This is a genomic window from Streptomyces sp. NPDC054765 (genome assembly GCF_053612065.1).
The window spans coordinates 94,754-117,473 of the sequence record NZ_JBSHBP010000014.1; the positions used below are offsets into that span (position 1 = coordinate 94,754).

Annotated in this window: 20 protein-coding genes; 7 read left to right on the forward strand and 13 right to left on the reverse strand. The window is 70.3% G+C overall.

All coding sequences use genetic code 11. The features are described 5' to 3' along the window. Window positions 1–26: 26 nt before the first annotated feature. The 5 genes from ACWGJY_RS12110 to tpg form a co-directional block, all read right to left on the reverse strand. Window positions 27–749: a helix-turn-helix domain containing protein gene (locus ACWGJY_RS12110; protein WP_453260677.1), complete on the reverse strand. Its 723-nt coding sequence runs from the start codon at window positions 747–749 to the stop codon at window positions 27–29. Further along, window positions 749–2,848 (reverse strand): hypothetical protein, encoded by a 2,100-nt coding sequence (locus tag ACWGJY_RS12115; protein WP_453260678.1) that lies wholly within the window; start codon window positions 2,846–2,848, stop codon window positions 749–751. Before ACWGJY_RS12115 ends, ACWGJY_RS12110 begins: the two co-directional genes overlap by 1 nt. A 23-nt stretch (window positions 2,849–2,871) precedes the next feature. Then, on the reverse strand, window positions 2,872–3,492 hold the full coding sequence (locus ACWGJY_RS12120; RefSeq protein ID WP_453260679.1) for a helix-turn-helix domain-containing protein: 621 nt from the start codon (window positions 3,490–3,492) through the stop codon (window positions 2,872–2,874). Between the two features lie 135 nt (window positions 3,493–3,627). Beyond that, window positions 3,628–4,599 (reverse strand): hypothetical protein, encoded by a 972-nt coding sequence (locus ACWGJY_RS12125; RefSeq protein ID WP_453260680.1) that lies wholly within the window; start codon window positions 4,597–4,599, stop codon window positions 3,628–3,630. 41 nt (window positions 4,600–4,640) lie between these two features. Beyond that, window positions 4,641–5,210, reverse strand: coding sequence for a telomere-protecting terminal protein Tpg (tpg, locus tag ACWGJY_RS12130; RefSeq protein ID WP_453260681.1), 570 nt, complete (start codon window positions 5,208–5,210; stop codon window positions 4,641–4,643). 130 nt (window positions 5,211–5,340) lie between these two features. Between tpg and ACWGJY_RS12135 the strand changes: the two genes are divergently transcribed. After that, window positions 5,341–6,366 carry a TniQ family protein gene (locus ACWGJY_RS12135; protein ID WP_453260682.1) on the forward strand — a complete coding sequence of 342 codons (1,026 nt, stop codon included), beginning with the start codon at window positions 5,341–5,343 and terminating at the stop codon, window positions 6,364–6,366. A 68-nt stretch (window positions 6,367–6,434) separates the two neighbouring features. On the opposite strand, the gene ACWGJY_RS12140 is transcribed toward ACWGJY_RS12135, so the two are convergent. After that, the gene (locus tag ACWGJY_RS12140; protein ID WP_453260683.1) at window positions 6,435–8,627 is read right to left on the reverse strand and encodes a helix-turn-helix domain-containing protein; all 2,193 of its coding nucleotides are present in this window, start codon (window positions 8,625–8,627) and stop codon (window positions 6,435–6,437) included. Window positions 8,628–9,084: 457 nt separating this feature from the next. On the opposite strand from ACWGJY_RS12140, the gene ACWGJY_RS12145 reads away from it, so the two are divergent. The 3 genes from ACWGJY_RS12145 to ACWGJY_RS12155 all read left to right on the forward strand — a co-directional run bounded on the left by ACWGJY_RS12145 (window position 9,085) and on the right by ACWGJY_RS12155 (window position 13,127). Continuing rightward, entirely contained in the window at window positions 9,085–9,804 is a 720-nt protein-coding gene (locus ACWGJY_RS12145) for a TnsA-like heteromeric transposase endonuclease subunit (protein WP_453260684.1), read from the forward strand. Beyond that, window positions 9,804–12,032: a Mu transposase C-terminal domain-containing protein gene (locus ACWGJY_RS12150; RefSeq protein ID WP_453260685.1), complete on the forward strand. Its 2,229-nt coding sequence runs from the start codon at window positions 9,804–9,806 to the stop codon at window positions 12,030–12,032. Before ACWGJY_RS12145 ends, ACWGJY_RS12150 begins: the two co-directional genes overlap by 1 nt. 69 nt (window positions 12,033–12,101) lie before the next feature. After that, window positions 12,102–13,127, forward strand: coding sequence for a TniB family NTP-binding protein (locus tag ACWGJY_RS12155; RefSeq protein ID WP_453260686.1), 1,026 nt, complete (start codon window positions 12,102–12,104; stop codon window positions 13,125–13,127). An 85-nt stretch (window positions 13,128–13,212) separates the two neighbouring features. Here ACWGJY_RS12155 and ACWGJY_RS12160 read toward each other — a convergent pair whose 3' ends face one another. The 3 genes from ACWGJY_RS12160 to ACWGJY_RS12170 all read right to left on the reverse strand — a co-directional run bounded on the left by ACWGJY_RS12160 (window position 13,213) and on the right by ACWGJY_RS12170 (window position 15,850). Beyond that, window positions 13,213–14,196 carry a hypothetical protein gene (locus ACWGJY_RS12160; RefSeq protein ID WP_453260687.1) on the reverse strand — a complete coding sequence of 328 codons (984 nt, stop codon included), beginning with the start codon at window positions 14,194–14,196 and terminating at the stop codon, window positions 13,213–13,215. Window positions 14,197–14,637: 441 nt separating this feature from the next. Further along, window positions 14,638–15,375: a hypothetical protein gene (locus ACWGJY_RS12165; protein WP_453260688.1), complete on the reverse strand. Its 738-nt coding sequence runs from the start codon at window positions 15,373–15,375 to the stop codon at window positions 14,638–14,640. Between the two features lie 232 nt (window positions 15,376–15,607). After that, window positions 15,608–15,850: a hypothetical protein gene (locus ACWGJY_RS12170; RefSeq protein ID WP_453260689.1), complete on the reverse strand. Its 243-nt coding sequence runs from the start codon at window positions 15,848–15,850 to the stop codon at window positions 15,608–15,610. 79 nt (window positions 15,851–15,929) lie between these two features. Between ACWGJY_RS12170 and ACWGJY_RS12175 the strand changes: the two genes are divergently transcribed. Continuing rightward, window positions 15,930–16,331: a hypothetical protein gene (locus tag ACWGJY_RS12175; protein ID WP_453260690.1), complete on the forward strand. Its 402-nt coding sequence runs from the start codon at window positions 15,930–15,932 to the stop codon at window positions 16,329–16,331. 343 nt (window positions 16,332–16,674) lie between these two features. On the opposite strand, the gene ACWGJY_RS12180 is transcribed toward ACWGJY_RS12175, so the two are convergent. The 4 genes from ACWGJY_RS12180 to ACWGJY_RS12195 form a co-directional block, all read right to left on the reverse strand. Next, a complete protein-coding gene (locus tag ACWGJY_RS12180) occupies window positions 16,675–17,112 on the reverse strand; it encodes a VOC family protein (RefSeq protein WP_453260691.1) in 438 nt (145 codons plus the stop codon). 406 nt (window positions 17,113–17,518) lie between these two features. After that, entirely contained in the window at window positions 17,519–18,781 is a 1,263-nt protein-coding gene (locus tag ACWGJY_RS12185) for an ATP-grasp domain-containing protein (protein WP_453260692.1), read from the reverse strand. Window positions 18,782–18,809: 28 nt separating this feature from the next. Continuing rightward, the gene (locus ACWGJY_RS12190) at window positions 18,810–20,057 is read right to left on the reverse strand and encodes an ATP-grasp domain-containing protein (RefSeq protein ID WP_453260693.1); all 1,248 of its coding nucleotides are present in this window, start codon (window positions 20,055–20,057) and stop codon (window positions 18,810–18,812) included. Further along, on the reverse strand, window positions 20,054–20,719 hold the full coding sequence (locus tag ACWGJY_RS12195) for an SAM-dependent methyltransferase (protein WP_453260694.1): 666 nt from the start codon (window positions 20,717–20,719) through the stop codon (window positions 20,054–20,056). The genes ACWGJY_RS12190 and ACWGJY_RS12195 overlap by 4 nt, the downstream gene beginning before the upstream one ends. 280 nt (window positions 20,720–20,999) lie before the next feature. Between ACWGJY_RS12195 and ACWGJY_RS12200 the strand changes: the two genes are divergently transcribed. Both ACWGJY_RS12200 and ACWGJY_RS12205 read left to right on the forward strand, forming a co-directional pair. Further along, complete coding sequence (locus ACWGJY_RS12200) at window positions 21,000–22,055, forward strand: PLP-dependent cysteine synthase family protein (RefSeq protein WP_453260695.1); 1,056 nt, start codon at window positions 21,000–21,002, stop codon at window positions 22,053–22,055. Next, window positions 22,052–22,672: a serine O-acetyltransferase gene (locus tag ACWGJY_RS12205; RefSeq protein ID WP_453260696.1), complete on the forward strand. Its 621-nt coding sequence runs from the start codon at window positions 22,052–22,054 to the stop codon at window positions 22,670–22,672. The genes ACWGJY_RS12200 and ACWGJY_RS12205 overlap by 4 nt, the downstream gene beginning before the upstream one ends. Window positions 22,673–22,720: the final 48 nt, after the last annotated feature.

The following is a 22,720-nucleotide window of genomic DNA, read 5'->3' on the forward strand; positions in this document are numbered from 1 at the left end:
TCTGGCCTCTGCTCTGGCGGGTTGTGTCAGCGCCGACGCCAGGTGCGGATCTCCAAGTGGGTGATGTGGGCGTCAGGGTGAATGCGGCCGGTTTCCACGAGCCACTGCCGGACAGCGGCAGTAACATCGCCGGCAGCGGCATCGACCCGGCGGGCGAAGTCGGCGGCATCAAACCCTCCCGTGGTCGCTGAGCCGTAGGAGCGTTCTTCGCTGTGGTCTGCGCGCTGGATGACGTCGCGGCGGATGCCGGGTGAGTCGGTACGGCTGCCGGAGGCGTGGATGTAGGAGGTCTTCGGCATCCGGACGGTGAAGGCCAGGCGCAGGCCGCGCCTGGCGGCTTCAGCGATCAGGGGGCGCAGGCGGGTGGAGCCGGTGGTGATGGCTTGGGCGCCGACGCGGCCGGTACCGGAGCCGGTGGGGGTGATGAGGACGGCCTTGGCGCGCACTCGGGCGCGGGTGCCGTCGGCGGTGGTGCGGCGGGTGATGTGTCGGGCGGCGATGGCCGTGAGTTCCGGCAGGTCGGTGATGCCTGCGGTCTCGACGGCCGTGACGACTTCGCGCAGGGCGGTGACGAAGGCAGCGCCTTTGTTCTTGGTGTAGAACTGCGAGACCAGGGAGGGGTCGCGGTCGACGATGCGGGCGATATCGCGTTTGGTGAAGCCTGTTTCCCGGAGCCGGTCGGCCAGTTGTGCCGCTTCGTTCAATGCGCCCTGTGGCGTGGGGCGATTGCGGCGGGGGCTGGGCGGCATCAGGACTCCTGGCCGGTGGCGAGGGCAGTGCGTCCGGCGTCCCGCAGGGTGAGGAGTTCTTCCTCAGTGGTGGGGGCGTTGACGGGGCCAGTGAGGTGGCCCTTCAAGAGGTAGTCGCCGGGGCGGTGTTGGTAGGGCCAGTTCTGCGTCGCGGTGAGATAGACGGCGTCGGTGCGGAAGGCGACGACAGTGCCGGAAGGTGTGTGCAGGGCTCCGGCGTAGGTGTCTTCGTCTCGGTGGTACTGGGTGAGCAGAGCGGCACGTGCGGCGGACCAGATGGCGGCCGCCCACTCGGGATGGGCGTTGGGGTCGCGGGCAAAGCCGCTGGGACGCTGCCAGGTGATCTGCTGGTCGTCGAAGCCGATGATCTCGGCGTCCGGGGGGACGTCGCGTTCGTGGGCGCGGGGGGTGGTGCCGGTGACCATGCGAGGGCGCTGGGCGAAGGATCCGATGCCGTACAGCAGGATGGAGCGGACGGCGCGGGAAGCGAGGTGGGCGGCCCGGGCCTGTTGGGCGTCGCCGTGAAGGTGAGCCTGGGCGGAGAGGCTGCTCCAGGTCTCCTTGAGTTTCTTGGCCCACTCGTCGAGGGGTTTGCCTGCGTCCCACAGGATGCCGTCGAGGATCTCGATCTTCCACGGCTGGAGGGGGTTGGTGAGGACTGCGTGGACTTCGGGGCCGCCGGCCCACGTGGTGAACGTGTCCCCCGGGGTGTGCGGGTAGTGCCAGGCGCGCTCGCCGGGGGCGGGGGCGGGCAGCAGGCCGACGTGGTTCCAGCTGTCGGGGACGGTCACGCGTACCTGCCAGTGCCCGCACCCGTAGAGGGCCTGCTGCTGTTCTTTCTCGGACCAGGAGGCGAAGGTGGCGGCAGTGATGCGGCGGGGGGTGCCGACCGGTGATTTCCAGGTGTGTTTGGCGTAGGCGAAGGTGCGGTCGTATTCGATGAGGGCGGGCAGCTGGTCGGGGACGTGGGGCGGGGTGATCAGTTCGTTGCGGCCCTGGCCTGCGGTGGCGTGCAGCAGGCCGCGCAGTTCCTCGGACAGGACGGGGAAACCGTCGGCGTACTTGCCGCTGTGGGGAATGGTGCGGGTCCACAGGTCTCGTCCGGTCTGGGAGGGGGATCCCATGACGACAGCGTCGCTGAATTGCCGGCGCAGTGCCTCCCACAGCAGACGGAAGGCGTCGCGGACGATGCCGGGGTGGTCGGTGTCGTCGAGGTCGAACCACTCCCCCACGCTGCGGATTTCGACGTGGTGGTCGCCGTTGTCGCGCTGGTAGCGGGCGACGGGATTGCGGGCGTGGACGAAGTGCCCGGCCATCCGGTCGCGGCCGCGTCCGGTGTCGGTGCGCCAGCCGGGGGTGGGTGCGTTCAGCCAGGCGGCGACGGCGTCGCGGAGGTAGGGGTAGCGGTCTGCGTCGCGGTGCCAGGGGGCGCCGGCGGTGATGTAGATGCGCTGGACGCTGTCGGGGACGGTGTGGAAGACGGCTGTCAGGAGGGCTGCGGCGGAGTGGTCGCCGAGATCGAGGCGGGTGGTCTGGTCGCGGTGGACGAGAACCCCGGTAGCGGCGTCCAGGAAGACGGTGGGGCGGGCCTGCTGGGTGAAGTTGGGGCGCTGGGAGGCAAGGCCGCGGGTGTGCGTGAACCAGGCGTCGCCGGTGTGTCCCTCGGGGATGGAAGGCAGGGTCCGCGGTGCCTGCGCGGACGCCGGGGGCGCGGCCTCGTCCGGAGCCGGGGCGGAGGAGGCCGCGGGTGGTGCAGGGGCGGGTGTCGCCGCGGGTGCGGCGGTTTCCGGTGGGGCAGCCGGCTCGGTTTCGGTGCTGCCGACGGCGGGAGGCTGGCCCGCCTCAGAGGGCGTGGGCTGTGTCGGGGTGGCGGCCAGGGTGTCGGGGGCGAGGGCGGGGGCCAGGGCGACGATGTCGGCCACGCTCAGTCCGGCGGCCGGGGCGATCCGCTCCGCCTTCGCCTTGTCGTAGGAGGCCAGGTGCGTGATGCGCTGGTTGCGGTCGGCTTCCAGCTTCGCCAGCGCGGCCCGAGCCTTCTTGATCTCGTCCCGCACGGTACGCAGCTCGGTGAGAGCGGCGTTGTAGCTCTGTGCGTCCATCGGGCTTCCTTCTGCGGGCGGTTTTAATCGGCGGTGTTCGTGGTGACGTAAGCGATCGCCCCGCCGGAGTGGGAAGCGAGCCGGGCGCCCAGCAGCAGTTCGGCAATGTGCCGGTCGCCGTCCACGCTGGAGGAGAGGATGACCTGGGGCGTGGCCAGGTCGCTGACGTAGCCGGCCAGGCGGGCGTCAGGGAAGGCGTGACGGCCGTTGACGTTCTTCTCCCACCGTTCCAGGCCGGTCAGGACGGCCACTACATAGCCGGACAGGGTCACCGGCAGGACTCCCCCGGCGGCCACGCTCGGCGCATCGCATCTCCACCAGCCGCGTAGCGCCTTGAGGAGGTCGCCGTGGGTCAGGGTGGTGGCGAAACCGATCCAGTCCCGGTCCGGTTCGTTCGCGGGCTGAGCTGTGTCGACGCGCAGGACGGCGATCTCGTCGGTGTCCAGCCGGTCCAGGGGTGCAGGGGGGCGTGCGCGGAGGGCCTGGACGACTTCCAGCGGGACCATGACGCGCACTCCGCGGCGGGTAAGGCCCGGGAGGAGTCCGGCGTGCACGAGGCGCCGGAAGGTGGTGACGGCGCAGCCGAGTTCTTCGGCTGCCTGCCCGGTTGTCAGCAGCATTTTCACCACCCCCTGCAAGTGCATGCGAACTTCGATATCAGATCGGGCACTGATTCTAGGGTGTGCCTGAAGGCTCGTCAAAGAACGCGGGTATGTCCTGGACCGCGTGGCCGGGCCCGGGTCATCGCCCGGGCCGGCGAGCCGGCGTCGGGTGCGGGGTTATAGGAGGTTGAGGCGTGCTTCGTCAGCGGCGGGGCCCGTGGCCCCGACCTTGAGAAGATGGTTTTCGATGGCCTGCTTGCTGCGGCCGAACTCCTCGCAGAGTTCGGCGTTCGTTGCTCCTTCGGCGCAGCGCCGGGACAGCCGCTGGTCGTCCTCGTCGCTCCAGCGGGCGTGGGAGTTGCGGTGGATGAGGCGGCGCTGTTGCAGGATCGGCGATGTGGTGGGAGCCGCCTCGTCCTTGGGGGTGGTGCGCTGCTGAGGGGCGGAGATCAGTTGCTGGCGTTTGAGTTCTGCGTAGATGGCGCCGCGGCTGCGGCCGAACTCGGCGGCGAGGGTACCGAAGTCGCGTTCCTGGCGGAACCGGGCTGCCAGGTGAGCGCTTTCCTGGGGTGTCCAGGGGCCTCCGGTGGGCGGGGAGGGGACAGCGGGCGTACTGCCTGCGGTCAGGGCGTGGGAGGCGGCCTCCAGCAGGCGCGCCAGAGGCTGGAGGTCGTTGTCGCTGACGGCGCCGCACAGTTCTGCCCGGATTTCGCCCTGGTCGGTGCTGACGGTGAGTTCCACCGTCAGTTGACCGTTGCGTGCGCGGGTGCCGGTCAGGGCGTATCGGCTGCCGTTTTCCGCGAAGACCGTCTCCAGGGAGGCAGACTGGTCGGGCCCGTCACGGATGGCCTCTGGCAGAGGGGCCGCTCCACAGGGTGCGGCGAGCAGGGTGTGCACGTGCCAGGAGGCTGGGAAGCGTCCGCCGGTGTCGAGCTGGTAGGTGACGGGTCCTGCGTCGAGGTCGACGCTGCCGTACAGGACGGTGAGGGTCTGTCCGGCAAACGGGCTGGCCGTTTCGGGAGTGCCGGGCACGGGCTGGTAGGTGAGCATTCCTCGGCCGGGCTCGTCGCCGGGGGCGATCAGGGGGAGGTCGGGATCGCCGTGCCAGCGGCCGTTGCCGTCCTTGAAGGCGTAGACGAGAAGGGGCATGTCTGTGCTCCTGAAGGGTTGGAGGTGGTGGTCGCCGGGGGTCAGTAGTGGAATTGGACGGCGTGCAGATCGGTGATGGTCACGGCGGCCTGCTGCTGGTCGGGGGGCAGGGCGCGGAAGAAGTAGGCCTCGCCAATGCCGTCGGCGAGGATGCGGCGCAGGTCCTCTTCGATGGCGTCGCGGTGGCAGGCGTCGAAGAGGCAGCGGGCGTGCAGGGCGGGCAGGTCCTCAGTCAGGCGGCGCAGGCGGGGGTCGTGGAACTCGCCGCTGGCGGTGGTGAAGCTGAAGCGGGCGTGGAGTTGGACGGTGACGCAGCCGTCGTGCTCGAGGATCTGTTGGTGTGCGCGGCGGCGCACCTGGGGTTGCCAGGTGCGGTAGATCTCGTGCTCGATGAGGGTGGCGTGGGTGGGGGTGAGGTCGCTGGTGTCGCCGTCGGCCCAGCGGATGAGGGCTTGGGGGTAGGCGAACAGGCGGGGAGCCAGGAGATGGGCCGCTTGGGTGTGCAGGAGGTGGCGCAGGCGGGCGGCGGGCCGGGCGGGAGGCCGGCGGGTCCAGTGCCGCTGGTCGGCGATGTCGAGTGCATGAGCGACTGAAGTGTTCGTCGGTGGCACGGTGCGGGTCTCCTGGGAGGTGGCGGCCGCGTTGCCGGTGGCGTGCCCGCATCGTTGTCCGGGCGAGAGACGGACGCGTGCGGGTGGAAGGTGTGTGGGGCGGGCGGTGGAGGAGGCAGCGCCGAGGCCGGTGGGACTGGAGCCAGTGCCGGGCGAGTCGACGGGGTCGTTCGTCCAGCGCCTGGCGCGGATCAACGGCGTGCCGGTGGGCGATGTGCTGCGCGAGGTGGGAGTCCGGGGGCGGCCGCAGGAGATGGATCCGTGTGTGCACGAGGTGTTCTTGCACGAGCAGGCCGTGGACCGGCTGGCTGTCATGGCCTGGCGGACGCCGCAGGATCTGCGCCGAGCGCTGCCCACGCTGGAGGTTTCGGCGGGCTGCAGTGCGCGGCAGTTGGTCCGGGTCGCTGCGTGGGTCCCGCAGTGGTCGGTGCTGGAGCCGTGTGCGATGTGTCTGGCGCGGCGGGACGACGTGGTGGCTCCGGTGTGGCTGGCCAGCGGTGAGCGCTGGCAGGTGTGTGTGCGCCACGGCCGCTGGCTGCGCGAGGCCTCCGGCGGCGGTCCTTCGCAGGTGGGCCTGGCTGGTCTGGAGCCGGTGGTGAAAGCGCATCGGCGATGGGTGCGGCTGCGGCAGCGGGTCGGTCCCTATGCGCGGGCGTTGCTGGCTGATGCCGTGCAGGTGTGCGCGTGCTGGTGGCAGAGCCGTCAGATGGGTGCGGAGACCGTGTGGGCACAGCGCGAACGGGTGCTGGGCGAGGGGCGGCAGCTGTGGTCGGTTCCGCTGGTGGTCTACCCGGAGGCCGTCGTCGTCGCTGAGGCGATGGCCGTGTACGAGCGGCAGCGGCGCTGGGGGCGGGACTTCGGCAACGGGGAGCCGGGATGGGTGTCGCGGCGCTGGATTGCCTTCGTGGGTGAGCGGCTGGGCATGCCGGATGGGATGGAGCAGGCCGGCTACCGGATGCTGCGTGAGTGGACGCTGCTGCACCGCATCACCGCGCCGGTGGTGGCCCGGCTCGCGCAGCAGCCTCCGCCGCCCGGCTATCTCTCGCAGCGGCTTGAGCCCATGCAGCCGCACCGGGCGCTGCCCGAGCGAGGGGCTTTGGAGGACGCCTCGTGTCTGGAGTGGCGGCTGGGCCAGGCTGTGACCGGCCTGGAGTGAGCGGCAGGACTGCTGGTGTCCGAGGTCGTCGGGTCGGGCGGGGGCAGTAGTGGTGGGGCGAGGAGGGGTCACCATGAGGGGCAGGTGTCCTTCAGCAGCTGGGCGGCGTTGGTGCCCTCGGCGACGCGGTCTTTGAGCCAGTGCATGGGGTGGGTCGCGACGGGCCGGACGTGGCCGGGGGCGATGCCGATGGTGAAGCCGCTGTTGGGCTGGTCGGTGATCTCGCTGAGGTGCGGGGTGTGGGTGGCGAAGAGGACGTGGTCGCCGGCGATGGCGAGCGGGAAGTAGCCGTCCCGGGCGCTCAGGCCCAGCTTGCGGTGCAGGTTGGCGCGGGCGTTGGCGTGGACGGCGGCGAGCAGGTCGGGGCGCCAGGTGGGTTTGTCGGGGGTGGGCCAGGAGGTCAGGGCCATCTGGTCGGGCTGGGTGGGTGGCTGGGCCAGCGCGGTGAAAGCGTCTTCGGCGGTGGCGTGGATGGCGTGCAGCAGGGCGCGTTGGCCGGGGTCGGCGTGCGGCAGGTTGTGCAGGGCCGCCAGGAGGTCGGGGGTGTCCATGTGCTCGGTGATGCCGAGGCGTTCGAGGACGGCGAGGCGGGCCAGGCGGATGCACCGGTACCAGGGGTCGAGGTAGGGGACGGCCGGGGCGGGGCGCAGCCAGCCTTCCACCGGTTGGGGCTGTGCCTGGCGGGCGGCGGCATAGGCGAGGGCGGGAGTGGTGTGCCAGGCCGGGCCGCTGCCGGCGAAGGGCGGGGGCATGAGCGGGTGGTGGGGCACGGACGAGAGATCGACGAGCCAGCTACCGGGCATTTTGCGGTCGAACGCGGGATAACTGACGTGGTGGGCGGGGCCGTTGGTGACGCGGATCGCGTTGCAGCCGGCCAGGTGGAGCAGGTTCACGGCCAGGCACACCACGTACGGGCGGGCGGCTTCGTCCGCGGTCGGCGGCCGCCACCAGTGGATGTCGGTGTCGGCGATCGTGTCCTGTGCGGGGCGGCCGTCGGCGAGTTGGTGGCCTGACGGGGCCTCGCAGGGGGCCGGGTCGACGACTTGGGTCAGCGCTCCGCGTACGCCGGAGGCCGCCTGAGTGCGCATGGTGGTGTGACGGTGTGGGGCGGGGCGCAGGTCGCTCATGAGCTGATGCCCGCATGCGCCCGGTTCGCCCAGGGGGGTGCGCAGCAGGGAGGTGTACTGGCCTAGCAGGTTGGCGAGTTGGCTGGCATCGAGGTCGGTGGGCATGTTCCACGTGTCGTGGTGGAGGGCACCCCAGTCGGTGATGGCGAGGTGGATGCTGTCGCAGGCCGGGTCTCCGGTACTGGGGTGCAGACGCATCCAAGAGCCGAGGCCGCCAGGGTCGGTCTGCCAGCCGACGGCGCGGATCTGGCGCAGCAGCGGGTGGTCACTGCGGGGATGGCGCTGCGGGCCGCTCGGGACGGTGGCGGGCAAGTCCAGGCGGGCGAGAGCTGAGGGAGTGAGCACCAACAGCGGCCCGGCGGGCAGGGCTTCGGGGCGCAGGGGGGCTGCGCCGAAACCCTGGCGCAGCGTCCAGGCCAGCAGCGCGGGCAGGTCACCGGCCGTGCAGGAGCGGGTGCCGGCGTCGGCGAGATGTGCTGTCAGTCCCTGGGGCGCGGCATCGAGCACGGCGAGGGGGCCGTGGGTGGTCTTCCGGCTACCAAGGGGCGGATAGGCGAGGCGGGCGGAGACAGCGACCGGCGGGTGCGGGCTGCGGGGCGGGGGCATCGGAAGCGACGGTGCGGCGGCAGCCGGTGCTGCCGGCTGCGCAGCGCGAGCGGAGACGGTTGGCGGGGGCTGGTACGTGGTGGGTGTGGGTTGGGCTGTGGTGGGAGTGGGACAGCGGGTGCCCAGGTGCTGAGGGCGCTTCCCTACCCGTTGGGCCGTCGGCTGCTGGCAGCGCCAGCACGGGGCCCTGGTCGCTGCCTGGGTGGGCAGTTCGTGCCGAAGAGCGCCCAGGGCGGCCCAGTCGGGTGCCTCGGCGGCCGGCGGCTGCGGCACCGGCGTGGCGGTCAGCCGCCCGCTCAGGGCGTTGAGGAGGTGGCGGTAGATGACCGCGTTCTGCCCTCGCGGCGTGGTGCGGCCCTCCTCCCAGGCACGGACCGTGGTCTCGCTCACGCCGCAGGCGTCGGCCACTTGGTGCAGGGAAAGCTTGGACTCCTGGCGGATTCTGTGCCATTCGGCGGGGTCCGGCAGGCCGTCGGACGGCTGCCCTGTACTGCCGATGAGTTCGTCGAGACCGAACAGCCCGTCCACGTGCCTGGCTCCCCTGGGGTGCTGACTACCTGCCCTGCGATGTGCCCGCCGCGGTCCGACGGGTGCGCTTGGCAGCGCAGCATGCCCCAATCCCACGTCTCGTACGGAAAGCGCAAAAGCGTTTCATTACGGCGCCACAGGAGGGCCGACCTGCTGCGATACGACAGGCGGCACGTACAGATGTTCAGTCGGTCGAGGGATGCGCGCGGCCGGAGTTGCCTTGCGCCCCCTGTACGCGCCACCGCGATCACGCATTGGTGCAGGTGGGACGGCCTCCGATGCAGTCTTCGTTCTGGCGATCGAGGGGCGCACGGTCTCCCTGCATGCGCTCGCTCGTTCGAGCACGTTAGGCGTGAATGGCTTTTCTGACTGCGGAGCGGCCCGACAGGGTGTTCGGCATCGCCCGCATCGGTTCGATGGGAGCGGTGTTCGTAATGTCCTGAGATGGGTTGTCGTTGTGCGTGATCTTGTGTGGGCGCAGGTGCGTTCCCGAGCCGGCCGACTGCTGGAGCGGCCAGTGCGGGAGCTGCGCGGGGAAGCGCTGGAGGAACACGAGCCGGTGTGGCAGCCGGAGCGCTACCAGGGCAAGCGTGCGATCGCCACCTGGTGGCATCTGGCCGACCGCACCCGGCATGCCGGGTGCGCCACCTTGGGCGCTTTGGAGGCGGCGCTGTCGCTGGAGGCCGACCCCGAGGTGGTGACATTTGCGTCCTGGCCGGTGCGGCTGAGCTGGGCGGGCGGCGGCGAGGGCTATGTGCCGGACTTCTTCGCCAGGTTGGAGGGCGGGCAGGCCCGGCTGCTGGTGTGCCGGCCCGGTGATGGCACGTCAGAGCGGTGGGCGGCGACACTGAAGTTGCTTGAGGCGGCCGGGCAGCAGGCGGGCTGGCAGGTGCGGGTGGACGAGGGCATGGCGGATGCGGTGGTGGCCCGCAACCTCCAGCGGTTGTCGCGGTGGCGGCATGTGCGGCTGGCGGATGCGGACACGACGCGGGTGCTGCACGAGGTGTTTTCCCGGCCGCGCCCGCTGAGCGACGGGGTGGCGGCCAGTGGGCTGCCCGAGCTGGTCACCGTGGCCAGAGGGCTGCATCTGATCTGGAGGCGCGAGTTGCTCATCGACTGGAGCGCGCCGTTCGTGCCCGCCCGCTCCCTGGTGTGGTCGCCTGAGGGGGCGTGCTGATGGCGGCGCATGCGTCGGCACGGCCGGCTGTCGTGACCGTGGGCAACGCCGTGCGCTGGCGCGGTCAGACCTACCTGGTGACGGCGCTGCAGGGTGGCAGCGTGCATCTGCTCAGCCAGCATGCCGACGGTGAGGACGCCGTCGTGCTGCTGGATGCGCTGTCCCGCTCATCCGGCTTCGCTGTGCTGGATACATCCGGCGCCGGATCGGACGACACCGCTGCGGGCGCGGCTCCTGGGGGCGTGGGCCAGGGCCTGGGTGGCGCGGCGGTGCTGGAGGGGCTGTCGGACAAGGCCCGGGAGAAGGCGGAGTTCTGGCTGGACCATGTGCTGGAAGTGCACACGGGACTGCCCGGCTTCGCCGCGCCCGGCTCCGCGCCGCGCCCGTGCTACGACCCCGAACGCACCACGCTGCGGCAGCGCTACGAGACCAAGGCCTCCGAGCTGAGCGCGGCACACCACCGGGTGTCGGCGGCGACGGTGGAGCGCAAGCGGCTGGCCTGGCTGGCGCAGGGCGTGTGGGGGCTGGTCGACAAGCGGCGGGTGCGCGGCCCGAGTACGCGCGGCCGCGTCGACGAGCAAGTGGTGAAGCTGCTGTGGAAGGTGCACCAGCGGCACAAGAAGCGGTCCGTGGGGACCAGGTCACGGCTGTTTGAGCTGCTGAGGAGAGCGTGTGTGAGGAAGTTCAAGAAGAAGGCGGAACAGCTGATGCCCTCCCGGGCGACGTTCTACCGGCTGCTGGACCGGCTGGGAATCCTGTGCGGCAGGGAAACCGGCCGCCAGGGCAGCGGCAGCCATCGTCCGGAGCCGCCGTTCACCCTGGCGATGGCGACCACTCCGGGCGAGCAGGTGCAGATCGACACGACCCCGCTGGACGTGCTGGGTGTGGATGAGACCGGACGGGTCGTCTCTTTGGAACTGACCGCGGCCATCGACGTCGTCAGCCGGACGATTCTCGCCGCGGTCATCCGGCCCAAGTCCAGCGGCACCAAAACCGGATCCCGTTCCCGCCGCCACGGTGGGCGGGCCACCAAGGCCGTGGACGCGCTACTGCTCCTGGCCGAGATGTGCACGCCACAGCCGATGCGCCCCCACTGGTCGCCCAAGGCCGGCGCGAAAGCGTCTGACCTGCCCTATGCGCAGCTCGTCGAGGCCGACGAGCGCATGCAGGGTGCGACCGCCCGGCCTGTAATCATCCCGGAGATGATCGTCATGGACAACGGCAAGGTGTTCGCCGGCCGGGCCTTCATGGACGCCTGCGCCCAGCTGGGCATCTCCGTACGCCCCGCCTGCTACAACTCCCCCACCCACAAAGCGATCATCGAGCGGACCTTCGGCTCGCTCAAAACCCTCTTCAGCCAGTTCCTGCCCGGCTACACCGGCAAAGACCTCCATCATCGCGGCAAGAACGTCGCCGCCGAGCGGCTGTGGCGTGTGGACCAGATCAACGACTTCCTGCAGCAGTGGATCGCAGTGGGATGGCAGCAGCGGCCGCACGAGGAACTGCGCAACCCGTTCCTGCCGTCAATGCCGCCGCGTACCCCTAACCAGATGTTCGCCGCGCACGTCGCCAGCAGCGGCTATGTTCCCGTCCGGCTGAGCGCCGAGGACCGGCTGCGGCTACTGCCCACCGCCTGGGTGAAGGTCACCGACAAGGGGCTCCGTCTGAACAACCGCACCTACGACAGCCGCGCCGTCAGTCCCTACCGCAACACCCCTTCGGGCTGGCCGGGCAAGGGACAGCGGTGGCCGGTGCGCTACCACCCCCACCAGCCGGAGAAGGTGTGGCTCCAGGACCACCGCAACGGCACCTGGGCGGAAGCCGAATTCGTCTACCAGCGCCTGATCGGCGACGAGTGGAGCGAGCACGTGTGGGACCAGGCCACCGCTGCCCACCTGGACAAGGGCGGCAGCACCCGGGATGAGGCCGCCATCGCCCGCGTGGTGCGCACCTTGCTGGAGCGCGCCGGCCGCGGCCCGTCCCACACCGTCATGCCGCAGCCGGCGCCTGTCGACCGCGGGATGACCGTCAGCCCGCAGCCCACCGAAGACCCCTACCGCGGTATCCCTGCACCCGACTACCAGCGCATCACCAGCCTGCCCAGTATGGATGTCGACCTGCGCCAGCTGTGCCTGCCTCCCGCTCGCTTCCCGCGGCCCGAGGGCCTCTCCCGGTCGGGCGCCGTCGGGCACCCCGGGGACGCCGGCGATCCGCAGGCAGGCATCTGATACTCGTCGCTCCCCCGTCGGCGAAGCCGCGTCTCATCGACGGCCGCATCCCGCCAAGGACACCCCACCGTGACCTTCCACCCCACCGGCCCCGACTCCGACCTGTTCCTGCCGGCGACGACACGCCGCGGCTGGCAGGCCCAGATGGACCGTGTCGTCGTACCTCCTGACCTTGCCGCCTGTCCCCCTCCCGGCTCTGTGCCCCCAAATGACGATCCGCGCATCCGCTACCACGCCACGATGCGCACCGTGCAGACACCAGCCCTGAAGAGGGCAGTCGCCGTCGCCCGGCGCCTGTGGCTGGCCAGCAGCCCCCGCAGCGAAGGCCCACTGCACCTGGTCATCGACGGGCCGGGTGAGACCGGGATGACTACCGTCCTGCGCCAGATCGGCCGGGTCTTCGAGGGCATCCTCCGCGACCAGCTGCCGCCGGATCCGAAGCGCATCCCGGTGATCCACATCAACACCCCACTGGCCCCCAGCAGCAAGCTGGACATGTCAATCCCCTTCGCCGAGTACCTCGGCCACAAGCACACCAAAGACCCCGAGAGCGGCCAGCGCAGCATCGACATGACCGGACCCATCTGCCACGTCATGAAGACCTGCGGCACCCGCCTGGTCCTCGTCGACGGCATCGACCGGCTGGACAACTCCGAACTCAAGACAGCCTTCGACTACTTCGGCTACCTCGCCGCCGAGTGCAACGTATCCTTCGTCTACTGCGGGCCCGGCTCCCGCGAGATCATCAACGCAGCCCGGCGCGGCAAACGGCCCAGCTCACCGGGTGGCGGATCGGGGGGCATCCCCACCCTGGCGGTCAACCCGATCCCCTACAGCACCGACGACTACGAGCTGTTCCACGAAGTCCTCAAGGCACTCGACGAGGACCTGCGCCTGCACCAGCACACCCCGGGGGACCTTCTCAAGCTCGCCGCGCACCTGCACCGGCGCACCGGCGGCTACATGAAACCACTGTCCTATCTCGTCTGCCAGACCGCCCAGGAAGCCATCGAGACCGGCATCGAAGCCATCACCGCCGAACTCCTCGACAACCAGCTCGTGGGCCGATTCGACGACGATCCACTGGTGCTGTGAGCCATGCCGGACGGCGCGTGGCCCTCGCCGCAGCGATGGTCAGGCCCGGTCCGTGGGCCCGGGCCTGACCATCGAGGGTGCACCATCAAAACGGTGGCTGGTCGCTGCGCCCCGGGTTGGACAGCGCCAGCAGAAGATTCCCATGACACATCCGCTGCTGCCTCCGCTCGTCCTGACCGTCCTGGACACCGTCAAGGACGGCCAGCGACCCGCCGACCGAGTGGAATCCCACGGCGCGCGCCATGCGACCTCCAGGGGACTCCGTGTCATCGACGCGTGCGGCGATCACGCGGCATCCCATACCGAGCACCTCCAGGGCCTTCCTGGCCAGGAGGGCACCCAGCCCGAAGCCCCGCCACCTTGGGTCCAGCTCCACCGTGAGCAGGAGCAGCACATCGCCGTCCGAGCCAAGACCCAACTTGTGGATCGGGCTACCCGGATCATCCCAGGCGTCGAAGAGCATCTCCGCGGTGTAGGCGGCACTGAACTCTCCGTCTGCCGCGGAGCCCAGCAGGTGGGGGTCTTGGCCCCATCCAGCCCTCAGCAGCACCAGCTGGCCGACTTGTCCCAAGTCACGCTCCTCCCACGCCCCGCCGGAGTCCGGCAAACGGTGGCGCACGCCCACATGCCAGCACTGAACGTCCTCGGACGTACGGGACGGCAGAGCGTCGGAGGTGCAGGAGAAGTCCAGCCTCAAGTTGCCCGGAGAGCCGGGAAGCTGGAGCGGGTCGAGGGGACCGATTCGGCGCGCAGCGCCTTGGCCAGCCCTGGCCGGCAAGACGCCGCGGTCATGTCGGACGTGACACAGCAGACGTTCCTGGTCGGCGTTGATGTCGTGCTCGTGTTCGACGTATTCCCAGTCCTCCGCACCGTCGGCGTCGGCCAGGTGGAGGCGCTTCGCGAAATACCGTGCGTGCTCCGCCGCCGGCATGCCCGCCGCGACTGCGCCCTTCATCAGCCGCCGCATCTGCTCGGTCCGGCAATAGTCCTCGATGTCTCGGTCCAGGCGCAGGCCCTGAGCGAACAAGTCGGTCTCTTCGCGGACAGCCTGGGCACCTGCAGCCTCCATGTGTGGGTCGCACCGAGTCCTGTACATGTCGAGTTCCTGCGAGCACCCGGGCTGCTCGCACAGCTGCCGCGCCCAGGGCTTGTGGTCCTGCACCAGGCGGAACCGCCGGATTCGGCAGGCCGTCTGGACGATGACAACGCCTTCGGCACCACGGCGTTCCCGGTGCAGAATTCCGTCTTCCAGGTCACTGCCGGAGGAAATCAGCAGGTCAGCCAGGGTGATGAGTCCGACGCGGGAGACCGGTGCGTTCAGCAGGCTGGAGTGGTGAGCCGGCCATCCGCCCAGGCACGGATGTGCGGGTGCACGGGCGGCCTCTTGAAATGAGATCCCACGCGGAGAAGACGGAAGTGGCGCCGGAGTCGTCTGCGTGCAGGCAGACGGCTGGTGTGGGAACGGTGTTCACGGTGCTGGTCCTTTGCGAGCGGGCGGCGGAGGCGGAGGTCAGGTGTGCTGCATGTCCGGGCAGGCACAGTGCGAGCACGGCTCTCCCAGGGCGACGTCTCCGGGGTGGCACGACCAGTCGTGTCCGCACGTACAGAGCAGGCCACCGGTGGCGGCGGAGAACGAGCAGACGTTGCAGGCGGCGCTGTCGGGCTGCGGGCGGGCCGGCGGCGACAGCAGCTGCTCGGGAAGGCGCTCCAGCAGTTCCCGGGGCAGCGTAGAGCGGCCCTGGTTGAGGATGATCTCGGTCAGTTCATGCTCAAGCCATGCCTGGGCGGGATGGGGAGTCGAGGCGATCAGCCAGCTGCGGAATCCGGTCGGCGCATCGTCGAGGAGCACGGAATCCCCCTGCCGCGCCTTGTCCAGCACGCGATCGAGTCGATCAGCGAGTTCGGCACCCAGCTCCACGTGGGGTCCCGAAGCCTTGCGGGCGTGCAGCAGCACGTCAGTGCCGCGGGGCTGCACGATCAGCTCGTGCGGCAAGTCGGCGCCGGATACTCCGGCCTCGGGAGTGGCGTGCCAGGGGCATGGCACGGTGAGCCGGCTGACGACCCAGTCCATGAACGTCATCGGGTCAGCCGTGTCGCTTGCCCATCCCCAGTCCACAACGCAGCCACACGCCTGCTTCAGCGGCGTCCAGGCGATCTGTGTGCTGGCCGCCTGAGTGCGCTGGTGCTGGCTGGCGTGGTGCGGCTGATTCGGTGTGCGGCGCGGCTTGTTCTTCTTCGCCCGTCCCACGGTTGCCCCCTGCTCTGTTGTCGGAGGTCGCCAGGCCATTCGGCCGGCGGATGTGTGTGCCGACCGGTCAACGACGTGCTGAGTGAAGAGCAGCGAATGTGACCGTATTCTCGCTACTTCGTGTGATAGTCGAGTATTCACACGATCTGGCGGGCGGAGTACTGCACCGGCTCTCCCGGCGGGCGCGCCTTGCCCTGTCAGGCCGGCACATCTGCGCTGTGATGACCTCACGTCAACCGGGCGCAGGGAGCTGGGTTGACGCCCGGCACCCGGCCATGGTGCCCGCCCGGACCTCACCGGCGGTATCCCGCTCGGTGGTGTAGGGGCGGAAGACGGAGCAGAATCGGGAGTCGGCGAGATTGCGGTGGTGGGCGGCGTGCTCGATCCGGGCCCCGCGCACGGCGCCCCACGCACACGGGAGGACCAAGGCGACGAGCAGGGGCAGCATCCTGACGACCGTTGCCGCGGCAGCCATCGGCGCGGCAGCCGAGGTCAGCAGCTGAGCGGCGAGGACAAGCTCGCCAGTCTTCTCCGCCCCGTTCGGAGGCCGCGGCGTGGGCGTCCTCGAAGTCGGGGTCCTCGTACGCCACGAGCTCGGCGGCAGCGGCAGCGGCAGCGATGATGACCTCAAGATCAGCCTCGCGTACGGCCTTCGGCACCAGCCAGGACGCGGCGGCGCGGGCGCAAGCGTCCAGCAGGTAGCGGGCGGAAGCGGTGACGGCGAGCACCACCACGGCGGTCAAGTTGTCGCGCAGCCCGGCGGCGATGTCGGGACCGGTGAACACGGCGGCCAGCATGCGGGTGGTGGCCGCGAGCGTCGTCGCGGTGAGCACGGCAGCACTGATCTGGCACCCGAGCAGGGCCACAACGGCGCGACGGTCGGTGTGCCGGCCGAGCCTGGCCTTGGGCGAGGGTGCATGGGAGACGGCGCGCCATCGCCCACGTGGACAGGGTGACGCTCGCCTCGACGTGCCGATCGGAGGCCCGGCGCATGACCGGCGGCTGGCCCGCAGCGGCGACGGGCGGGGAGAGTGCGGAAGAACTCACGAGCCCATCAGGGGGCCGAACGAGGCGTCCGGGCAACGGGGTTGTTCCTCCGGACCCGCGTCGCCGCTGGCCAGCCGAACCCTGCCGTCAGCCACCCCACGAGCTTTTCGTCCGATCGAGTGAAGTCGTGGCCCGGGGCGGGGAGGCTCCGGCCAGCCCGGATGCGGCTGAGCGCTACAGGTGGTCCTTTAGCGCTGTGGTTGGCCCGGCATGACGGCGCTGCACTCGGCGCAAGGTCTCGTTATCCTTCGCTTAGCTGGCCGGTGGAGGCTCTTCGCCGAAGACCCAGGGCGCCAGTACGACCAGCCAGCCGTCCGGGTCCTTGAAGAGGACGGCGCCGCGTTCTGGCCAGTAGGGGTTCGCTGCGGGGACTGGGCTGTGCCCGTGCTCGGCGAGCCGTTGGGAGGCGACGGCGACGGCTTCGGGGCCGCGGAGGTAGAGCACCAACTGGTTCTCTGGGTGCGGCTCGGGGATGCGGGGTGGGTCGCCATGTTGCAGGAGCTCCATGTGCACCGGGGTGCCGGGCAGGCCGAGGACGATGCCGTCGTAGCCGTGATGGCCGCGCCATTCGGCGAGTACAGGCAAGCCGAGGACGTCGTGGTAGAAGACCAGAACGTCGTCGTACTTCGCGGTCGGCCGGGCGAAGCGGACCGCTCCTACCTCAAGGTGGCTGGGCCAGGAGTGAGACATAGAGCGATGGTGGCACGCGCCCACCAGGGGCCGAATCGGGCTTTGGCCCTACGACCTGAGACCGGCGCTGCGTTGCGGCACCGTCGGCCGAGCGCCGGATCAGACGTCGGTGGACGTAGCGGCCACCTCACGGCCTTGCGTCCCTTGGGTGACGACTCCGCAGGTCAGAAGCGCGCCTGCCGCCATGCCGGGCCAACCACGACGCTCAACGGGCCTACCACAGTGGCTAATGGGCCAACTGCAGCGCTCAGTCACGATGAGGATCGACCGAGGATGAATGGAAGCGCGGCGGCTCCCGTTGCCCGCGTCCGGGAAACGATCCGGCACGTACGCGGGAACGTGGGGATCTCGTGGGTGGCTTCGTGGTGCCTGGCGTCCCGTCACTTCAGCCGTCCGCGCCAGACGATCACGCCGACACTGTGGTGAGTGCCGTGAGGTCCGTCATCATCACCTGTTCGGCCTTGTCCAGCGCCCGGGTGCATTCCGCTTCGTCCACGCCGAGCGCGATGAGCGAGGCGATGCGGGGGATGACGCCCCTGGGAGGAAGCAGCAGTCGGGTGCCCGGTGTGGCGAGTGCGATCGCCCCGGCAATTCCGGGCACCTGGGCGGCCTCGGTTAGGTCCACTGAGTTCAGCACGGAGTCGCTGGGTGGGTACACATGGCGGATCGCCGCCGTCGCCCCGCCGGTCGGGGCAAGGTCCGGGAGCCGCCCGAGTGCCACATCGGCCGCGGCCCGTACCAGATCGACGCCGCTGGCAAGGCGGCCGGCCCAGGGGATGAAGCCGCCGCTGAGGCGCCCGTTCAGTTCGACGAGCCTCGGGCCCATTGCGGTCAGCCTGATCTCCGCATGGGTGACCGCGCGATCGATGCCGAGAGCGTGATGGGCTCGCGTCACGAAGTCGTGGACGTGGTCGGCCCACGGTTCACGCGGAAAGCCCGTGACGACGTGGCCGACCTCTTCGAAGCAGGGCGCATAGGCCAGCTGCTTCCTGGCCAGCAGGACGCACTCAACGTGCCCGTCCACAACCACGCTGTCCACACTGATCTCGGGCCCATTGAGGAATTCCTCGACCAGCCAGCTCTCCTGGGCCGAGACGTTCCCCAGCTCCGTCCCCATGGTGTGCCGGAAAGCGGCCCGGACGGCGGAGACGTCGTCGGCGCGCGTGACACCGATGCCGAAGGCGAGGGAACGGGGCTTGACGACGACGGGGAAGCCGAGCTCCTCCGCGGCCCGCACCGCCTCCTCGGCCGACGTCACAAGACGGTGGCCCACCGCGGGCAGGCCCGCCTCCGCGAGTGCCGTCCTTGCCAGGTACTTGTCCCTGCAGCGTGCCGCAGCCTCAACCGCCACATGGGGCAGCCCGAGTTCTCGCGCGGCCTGTGCGGTGACGCCGATCAGGGTTTCGTCCCAGGTCAGGATACCGGTCCCGGGCGGCGTCCGGCCTCCGGCGGAGGAGCGGGCGAGGGTGGCGGCCGCGGCGGTAACCGCCTGCGCGTCGGTCAGGTCGACCACGGCGAAGCCGTCGAGGTGGCGCCGCTGCCACGTGGGTTCCCCGGCGAGGACGGCGGAGACACGGCAGTGGTCCACGAGGCTGGCGAAGGAGTACTCGCGGTGGGCCTGCATGCCGCTGCCCACAACGATCAGATGAGGACGGGCGTCGGTGTTCACTGGCGGTTCCTTCCGCCGGGGCTCGCGCTCACGCGAGGGTCCCCGCTATCACGAGCCTGGTGGTGGCGATGACATCGGCCGCGAGGCGTCGCGCGTCCTCGGCGGTGTCGGCCAGGGTGATCACCGAGCCGTAGCGGTCACGATTGTGCTGCGGTGGCCTGACCTGGGTGCCGGTCGCCTGCCAGATCTCGTAGTCGACCACGCCGTCCGTCGTGCGCAGGGCACTCGCCTCCACCGCGCGGAGTTCGCCCGGCCGGTCCGCGGTCAGTGCCTTAATGCAGGCGATGCGGCCGGTGGGCCGCACGGGCGGCAGAGAGCCGTGCAGGAACAGGTCGATGAGGTCGCGGTAGACGTTGCGCTGGAGCGCCGCACTCTGGACGTAGGGCATGAGCCCGCCGGCGAGGCGTCCGTTGATCTCGATCACGCGCGGCCCGTCCGGCGTGAGCATGATCTCGGTGTGCGCGGCACCGAAGTCAAAGCCGACAGCGTCAAGCGCGGCGCGGCAAGTCGCGTCGATGTCGTCAGCCTGTGGATGCGGTACCGGGAAGCAGCCGCCGAGTTCAACCTGGTGGGGCAACGGCGTCACGTCCCGGTCGGTGATGCCGAGGACCAAATGCTCGCCGCCCGCGGAGAAGGTCTCGCAACTCACCAGCTCACCTGTGAGGAATTCCTCGACGAGGACCTTGCGCTGCGCCACGGTGGAGCGTCCGTAACTGCGCTGGCCGAGAATGGGCCCGGCGCAGAAGCGGACCTCCTCCGGGGCGGTGGCGACGCTCACGTTCACCGAACCCGAGCCGTCCACGGGCTTGACCACCACGGGGTAGCCGAGTTGCTCCGCGGCCTCCACTGCACCCGGGAGGTCGGTGGCCAGACGGCAGCGGACCGGGGGCAGTCCCGCCTCGGCGAGCCGCTGCCGGCAGACGTACTTGTCGCCGAGCAGGCGCAGCGCATGGAGTGAGGTGTGCCTGATACCCAGCCGCTGTGCGACTCTGCTCACCGCCAGAGTGTGCTTCTCGCTCACGCTCAGCACGACGTCCGGCCGCCGCGCAGCGACCAGAGGTTGCAGAGCCTCCCACAGCCGTTCCGGGTCGGCAGTGTCGGGCACTTCCCGCACGTGATCCGCCAGGACCAGATCGGTCTCCTCGGCGGGCCTGCCCTTGAGGTACCACGGGAGATCGCTCGTGACGAAGGCCACCTCGTGCCCCGCCGCGGACGCGACGCGGACCAGTTCGAAAGCCCGCCACGACTGGTGCTCCACAATCACGATGTAACTCACGGCCTGACCTCGTCTCGGCGGAACGTCGCCAGCAGGTAGTGCCGACCGGGGAGAGCCCGCGGAACGCTTCGGCAAGTGGTGAGCGTGAAACCGTGCCGCCCGAACAGTGCGCTGAGTTCGTCCTCGGTGAACTCGCGGCACAGCCGGCGGTCGTTGCTCAGATAGGTCGCGCCCTGCGCCTCCCTGGCGCCGAAGACGGAAACGAGGAGCAGCCCGCCCGAACGGACCGCCTGCCACAGTCGCCCGATGTAGGCTCCGTACAGATCGGGGTGCTGATGGTGCATACACCCGTTGTCGAGCACGGCGTCGTAGACGACGTCGTCTGGAAAGCTCAGCAGATCGGTCGTCAAGAACCTGGCCCTGTCCCCCCAGGCGGAGCGGACCTCCGCCCACTGCGGACTGGGCACCAGGTCGATTCCGGTCACCCGGTGACCGGCCCGCAGCAGTTCGGCCGCGTCCCTGCCGTGGCCCGTGCCCACGTCGAGGATGTGTCGTCCAGGGTGGTCGCCGAGCGCGAGGACCAGGTTTCGCACCGCGTGCTGCATCGCCGGTTCGGCCGTCCAGGAGTCCCGGCCTTCCGTGTACCGGGTGGCGAAGTCCTCGGCCAGAACCGACGGGTACACATCCGGCTTGAGCGGTGGGGTGTCCACTTTCTCGATCATGGGGTCCTTTCCTGAGGTGCGGTACGCGCCGTCACACCGAGCGGGACGGGCGCGGGTGGCGATGGCACACCGCTTCGGGGCGTCCGCAGGTGCTGGCGGTGCCGGGCCCGGCACGTGCTTGTGGTGATAAGCACAGTGCTCAGGGAGGTTCCCGCAGTGTTCCCCATGTCCTCCCGCCGGGCGGCGGGAGCTGGGGACCTCGGCGGGACCGCAGAGGGAACCGGGGCGCGGCAGGCTTCTCCCCGTCATTGCCGTACCCCGCGCCGAGTGAGGTTGCCCGATGCCCCCTGCTGTCGCAGTCCAGCCACTTGAGGCACCTTTCTCCGCCAGGGACCTCGAGGCCGTCGTACTCGACCTGAAGGAGGTGGAGAGGCGGCACCCCGCCTACGGCCGCTTCGCCACCGCCCTCGGCAACACCACCTTGATGGAGCTCCCCGGTGTGCCCGACGGCGCCCGGCTGCTCGGCAAGAGCGAGTGGGAGAATCCCGCGGGCTCCATCAAGGACCGGGTCGCCTACGCCCTGCTGGGAGACGCCCTGCTGCACCATGGGGACCGGCCGCTCGGCGAACTGCGTGTCCTGGAGTACTCCGGGGGCAACCTCTCCCGCGCGCTGTCCTTGCTCAGCGCGGAGCTGGGACTCACCGCTCGGTTCGTCCTGTCGTCCGCGAGCCCGCCCAGCCTCCTCGAACTGCTCGCTGCACGGGGGGTTGGGGTCGACCTCGTTGACAAGCAGCAGGGCTTTCTCGAAGTGGTGCGCCACGCCCTGCGGATCGCTACTGCCGACGACCGGTGGACCTTGCTCTACCAGCACCGCAACCCCGTCAACGTCCTGCTGCACGAGACAACCACTGGCGCTGAGATCCTCCGTCAGCTCGACGGCAGGTCCCCGGCGGCCTGGGTGGCCTCGATCGGGACCGGCGGCACGCTCATCGGCGTGCTCAGGGCGCTGCGTGCGGCCCACCCCGGGGTGCGCGCCATCGGCGTCTCACCAGCGGAGCTGCCCTATGGAAGTCCTGCCGAGCCCAACGGACTGCCGAAGTACGCCGGTTCAGGCGGGATGGGGCATGGCATACGCCAGCCGTTCGTCACGCTCCACGACGACCGGATCGAGCACCGGACGGTCTCCTGGCCCCAGGCCTTGGCGGGCATGGCCGAGTTCCACCGGCTAACCGGGGTACGCATCGGCAGTTCGGCCGCGGCCAACTGGCTCGCCGCCCGTGAGGTGGCCGCCTCGCTGCCGGCTTCCGCCACCGTGGTCACTGTGCTGCCGGACGCTGGGACCCCCGAGGAGTGGCAGCAGGCAGCGGCTCTCGACGCCGGGGAGCCCGTCGCGTGAAGCGCCGAAGCTGGCTGTCCCGGCTCCGGCGCAGGATGCTCGCCGATCTCCGGGTGGTGGTCGAGCGCGACCCCTCGGTCCACAGCCTGGCCGAAGCGATGATGGCGCCCTATCTGCCCGCCTTGTGGCTGCACCGGCTCGCCCACCCCCTGTACGTCCGGGGGAACCGGTGCACGGCCCGGGCGCTGACGCTGTTGGGACGCACGCTCTCTGGGGGGTGTGACATCCATCCCGGCGCCCGGATCGGCAGCGGTCTCTTCATCGACCACGCCTCCGCCGTGGTCATCGGCGAAGACGCCGTCCTGGGCTCGGACATCACTCTGTACCACCAGGTCACCCTCGGTGCTCTGGGCTGGTGGCGGGATCGCGTCAGGCCGCCCGGGGGGCGGCGGCACCCCACCCTCGGGGACGGGGTGGTCGTGGGGACGGGCGCGTCTGTGCTGGGTCCGGTGCGGATCGGGGACGGCGCGTTCATCGGCGCGCACACGCTTGTCACCTCGGAGGTTCCGGCCGGCGGACGGGTCTTTGCGACTGGGCGTTGCCTGCCGCCGCAGCGAGTGCAGCCGCCCCGCCAAGACCGCCCGCGTGGCGCGGCGCTCGGAAAGGGGCCGGCCTGACCGCCGCCACGGACCAGCTCCGGGCGGGCCGCGCCCTACACCGTTCGC

Excerpts from the sequence above, each read along its gene's own strand:
- ACWGJY_RS12125 (WP_453260680.1), bottom strand. The coding sequence starts at position 4,599 with ATGCCCCTTCTCGTCTACGCCTTCAAGGACGGCAACGGCCGCTGGCAC.
- ACWGJY_RS12160 (WP_453260687.1), bottom strand. The coding sequence starts at position 14,196 with ATGGAGGCTGCAGGTGCCCAGGCTGTCCGCGAAGAGACCGACTTGTTC.
- ACWGJY_RS12170 (WP_453260689.1), bottom strand. The coding sequence starts at position 15,850 with ATGGCTGCCGCGGCAACGGTCGTCAGGATGCTGCCCCTGCTCGTCGCC.
- ACWGJY_RS12115 (WP_453260678.1), bottom strand. The coding sequence starts at position 2,848 with ATGGACGCACAGAGCTACAACGCCGCTCTCACCGAGCTGCGTACCGTG.
- ACWGJY_RS12195 (WP_453260694.1), bottom strand. The coding sequence starts at position 20,719 with ATGATCGAGAAAGTGGACACCCCACCGCTCAAGCCGGATGTGTACCCG.
- ACWGJY_RS12180 (WP_453260691.1), bottom strand. The coding sequence starts at position 17,112 with ATGTCTCACTCCTGGCCCAGCCACCTTGAGGTAGGAGCGGTCCGCTTC.
- ACWGJY_RS12200 (WP_453260695.1), top strand. The coding sequence starts at position 21,000 with ATGCCCCCTGCTGTCGCAGTCCAGCCACTTGAGGCACCTTTCTCCGCC.
- ACWGJY_RS12120 (WP_453260679.1), bottom strand. The coding sequence starts at position 3,492 with ATGCACTTGCAGGGGGTGGTGAAAATGCTGCTGACAACCGGGCAGGCA.
- ACWGJY_RS12150 (WP_453260685.1), top strand. The coding sequence starts at position 9,804 with ATGGCGGCGCATGCGTCGGCACGGCCGGCTGTCGTGACCGTGGGCAAC.
- ACWGJY_RS12110 (WP_453260677.1), bottom strand. The coding sequence starts at position 749 with ATGCCGCCCAGCCCCCGCCGCAATCGCCCCACGCCACAGGGCGCATTG.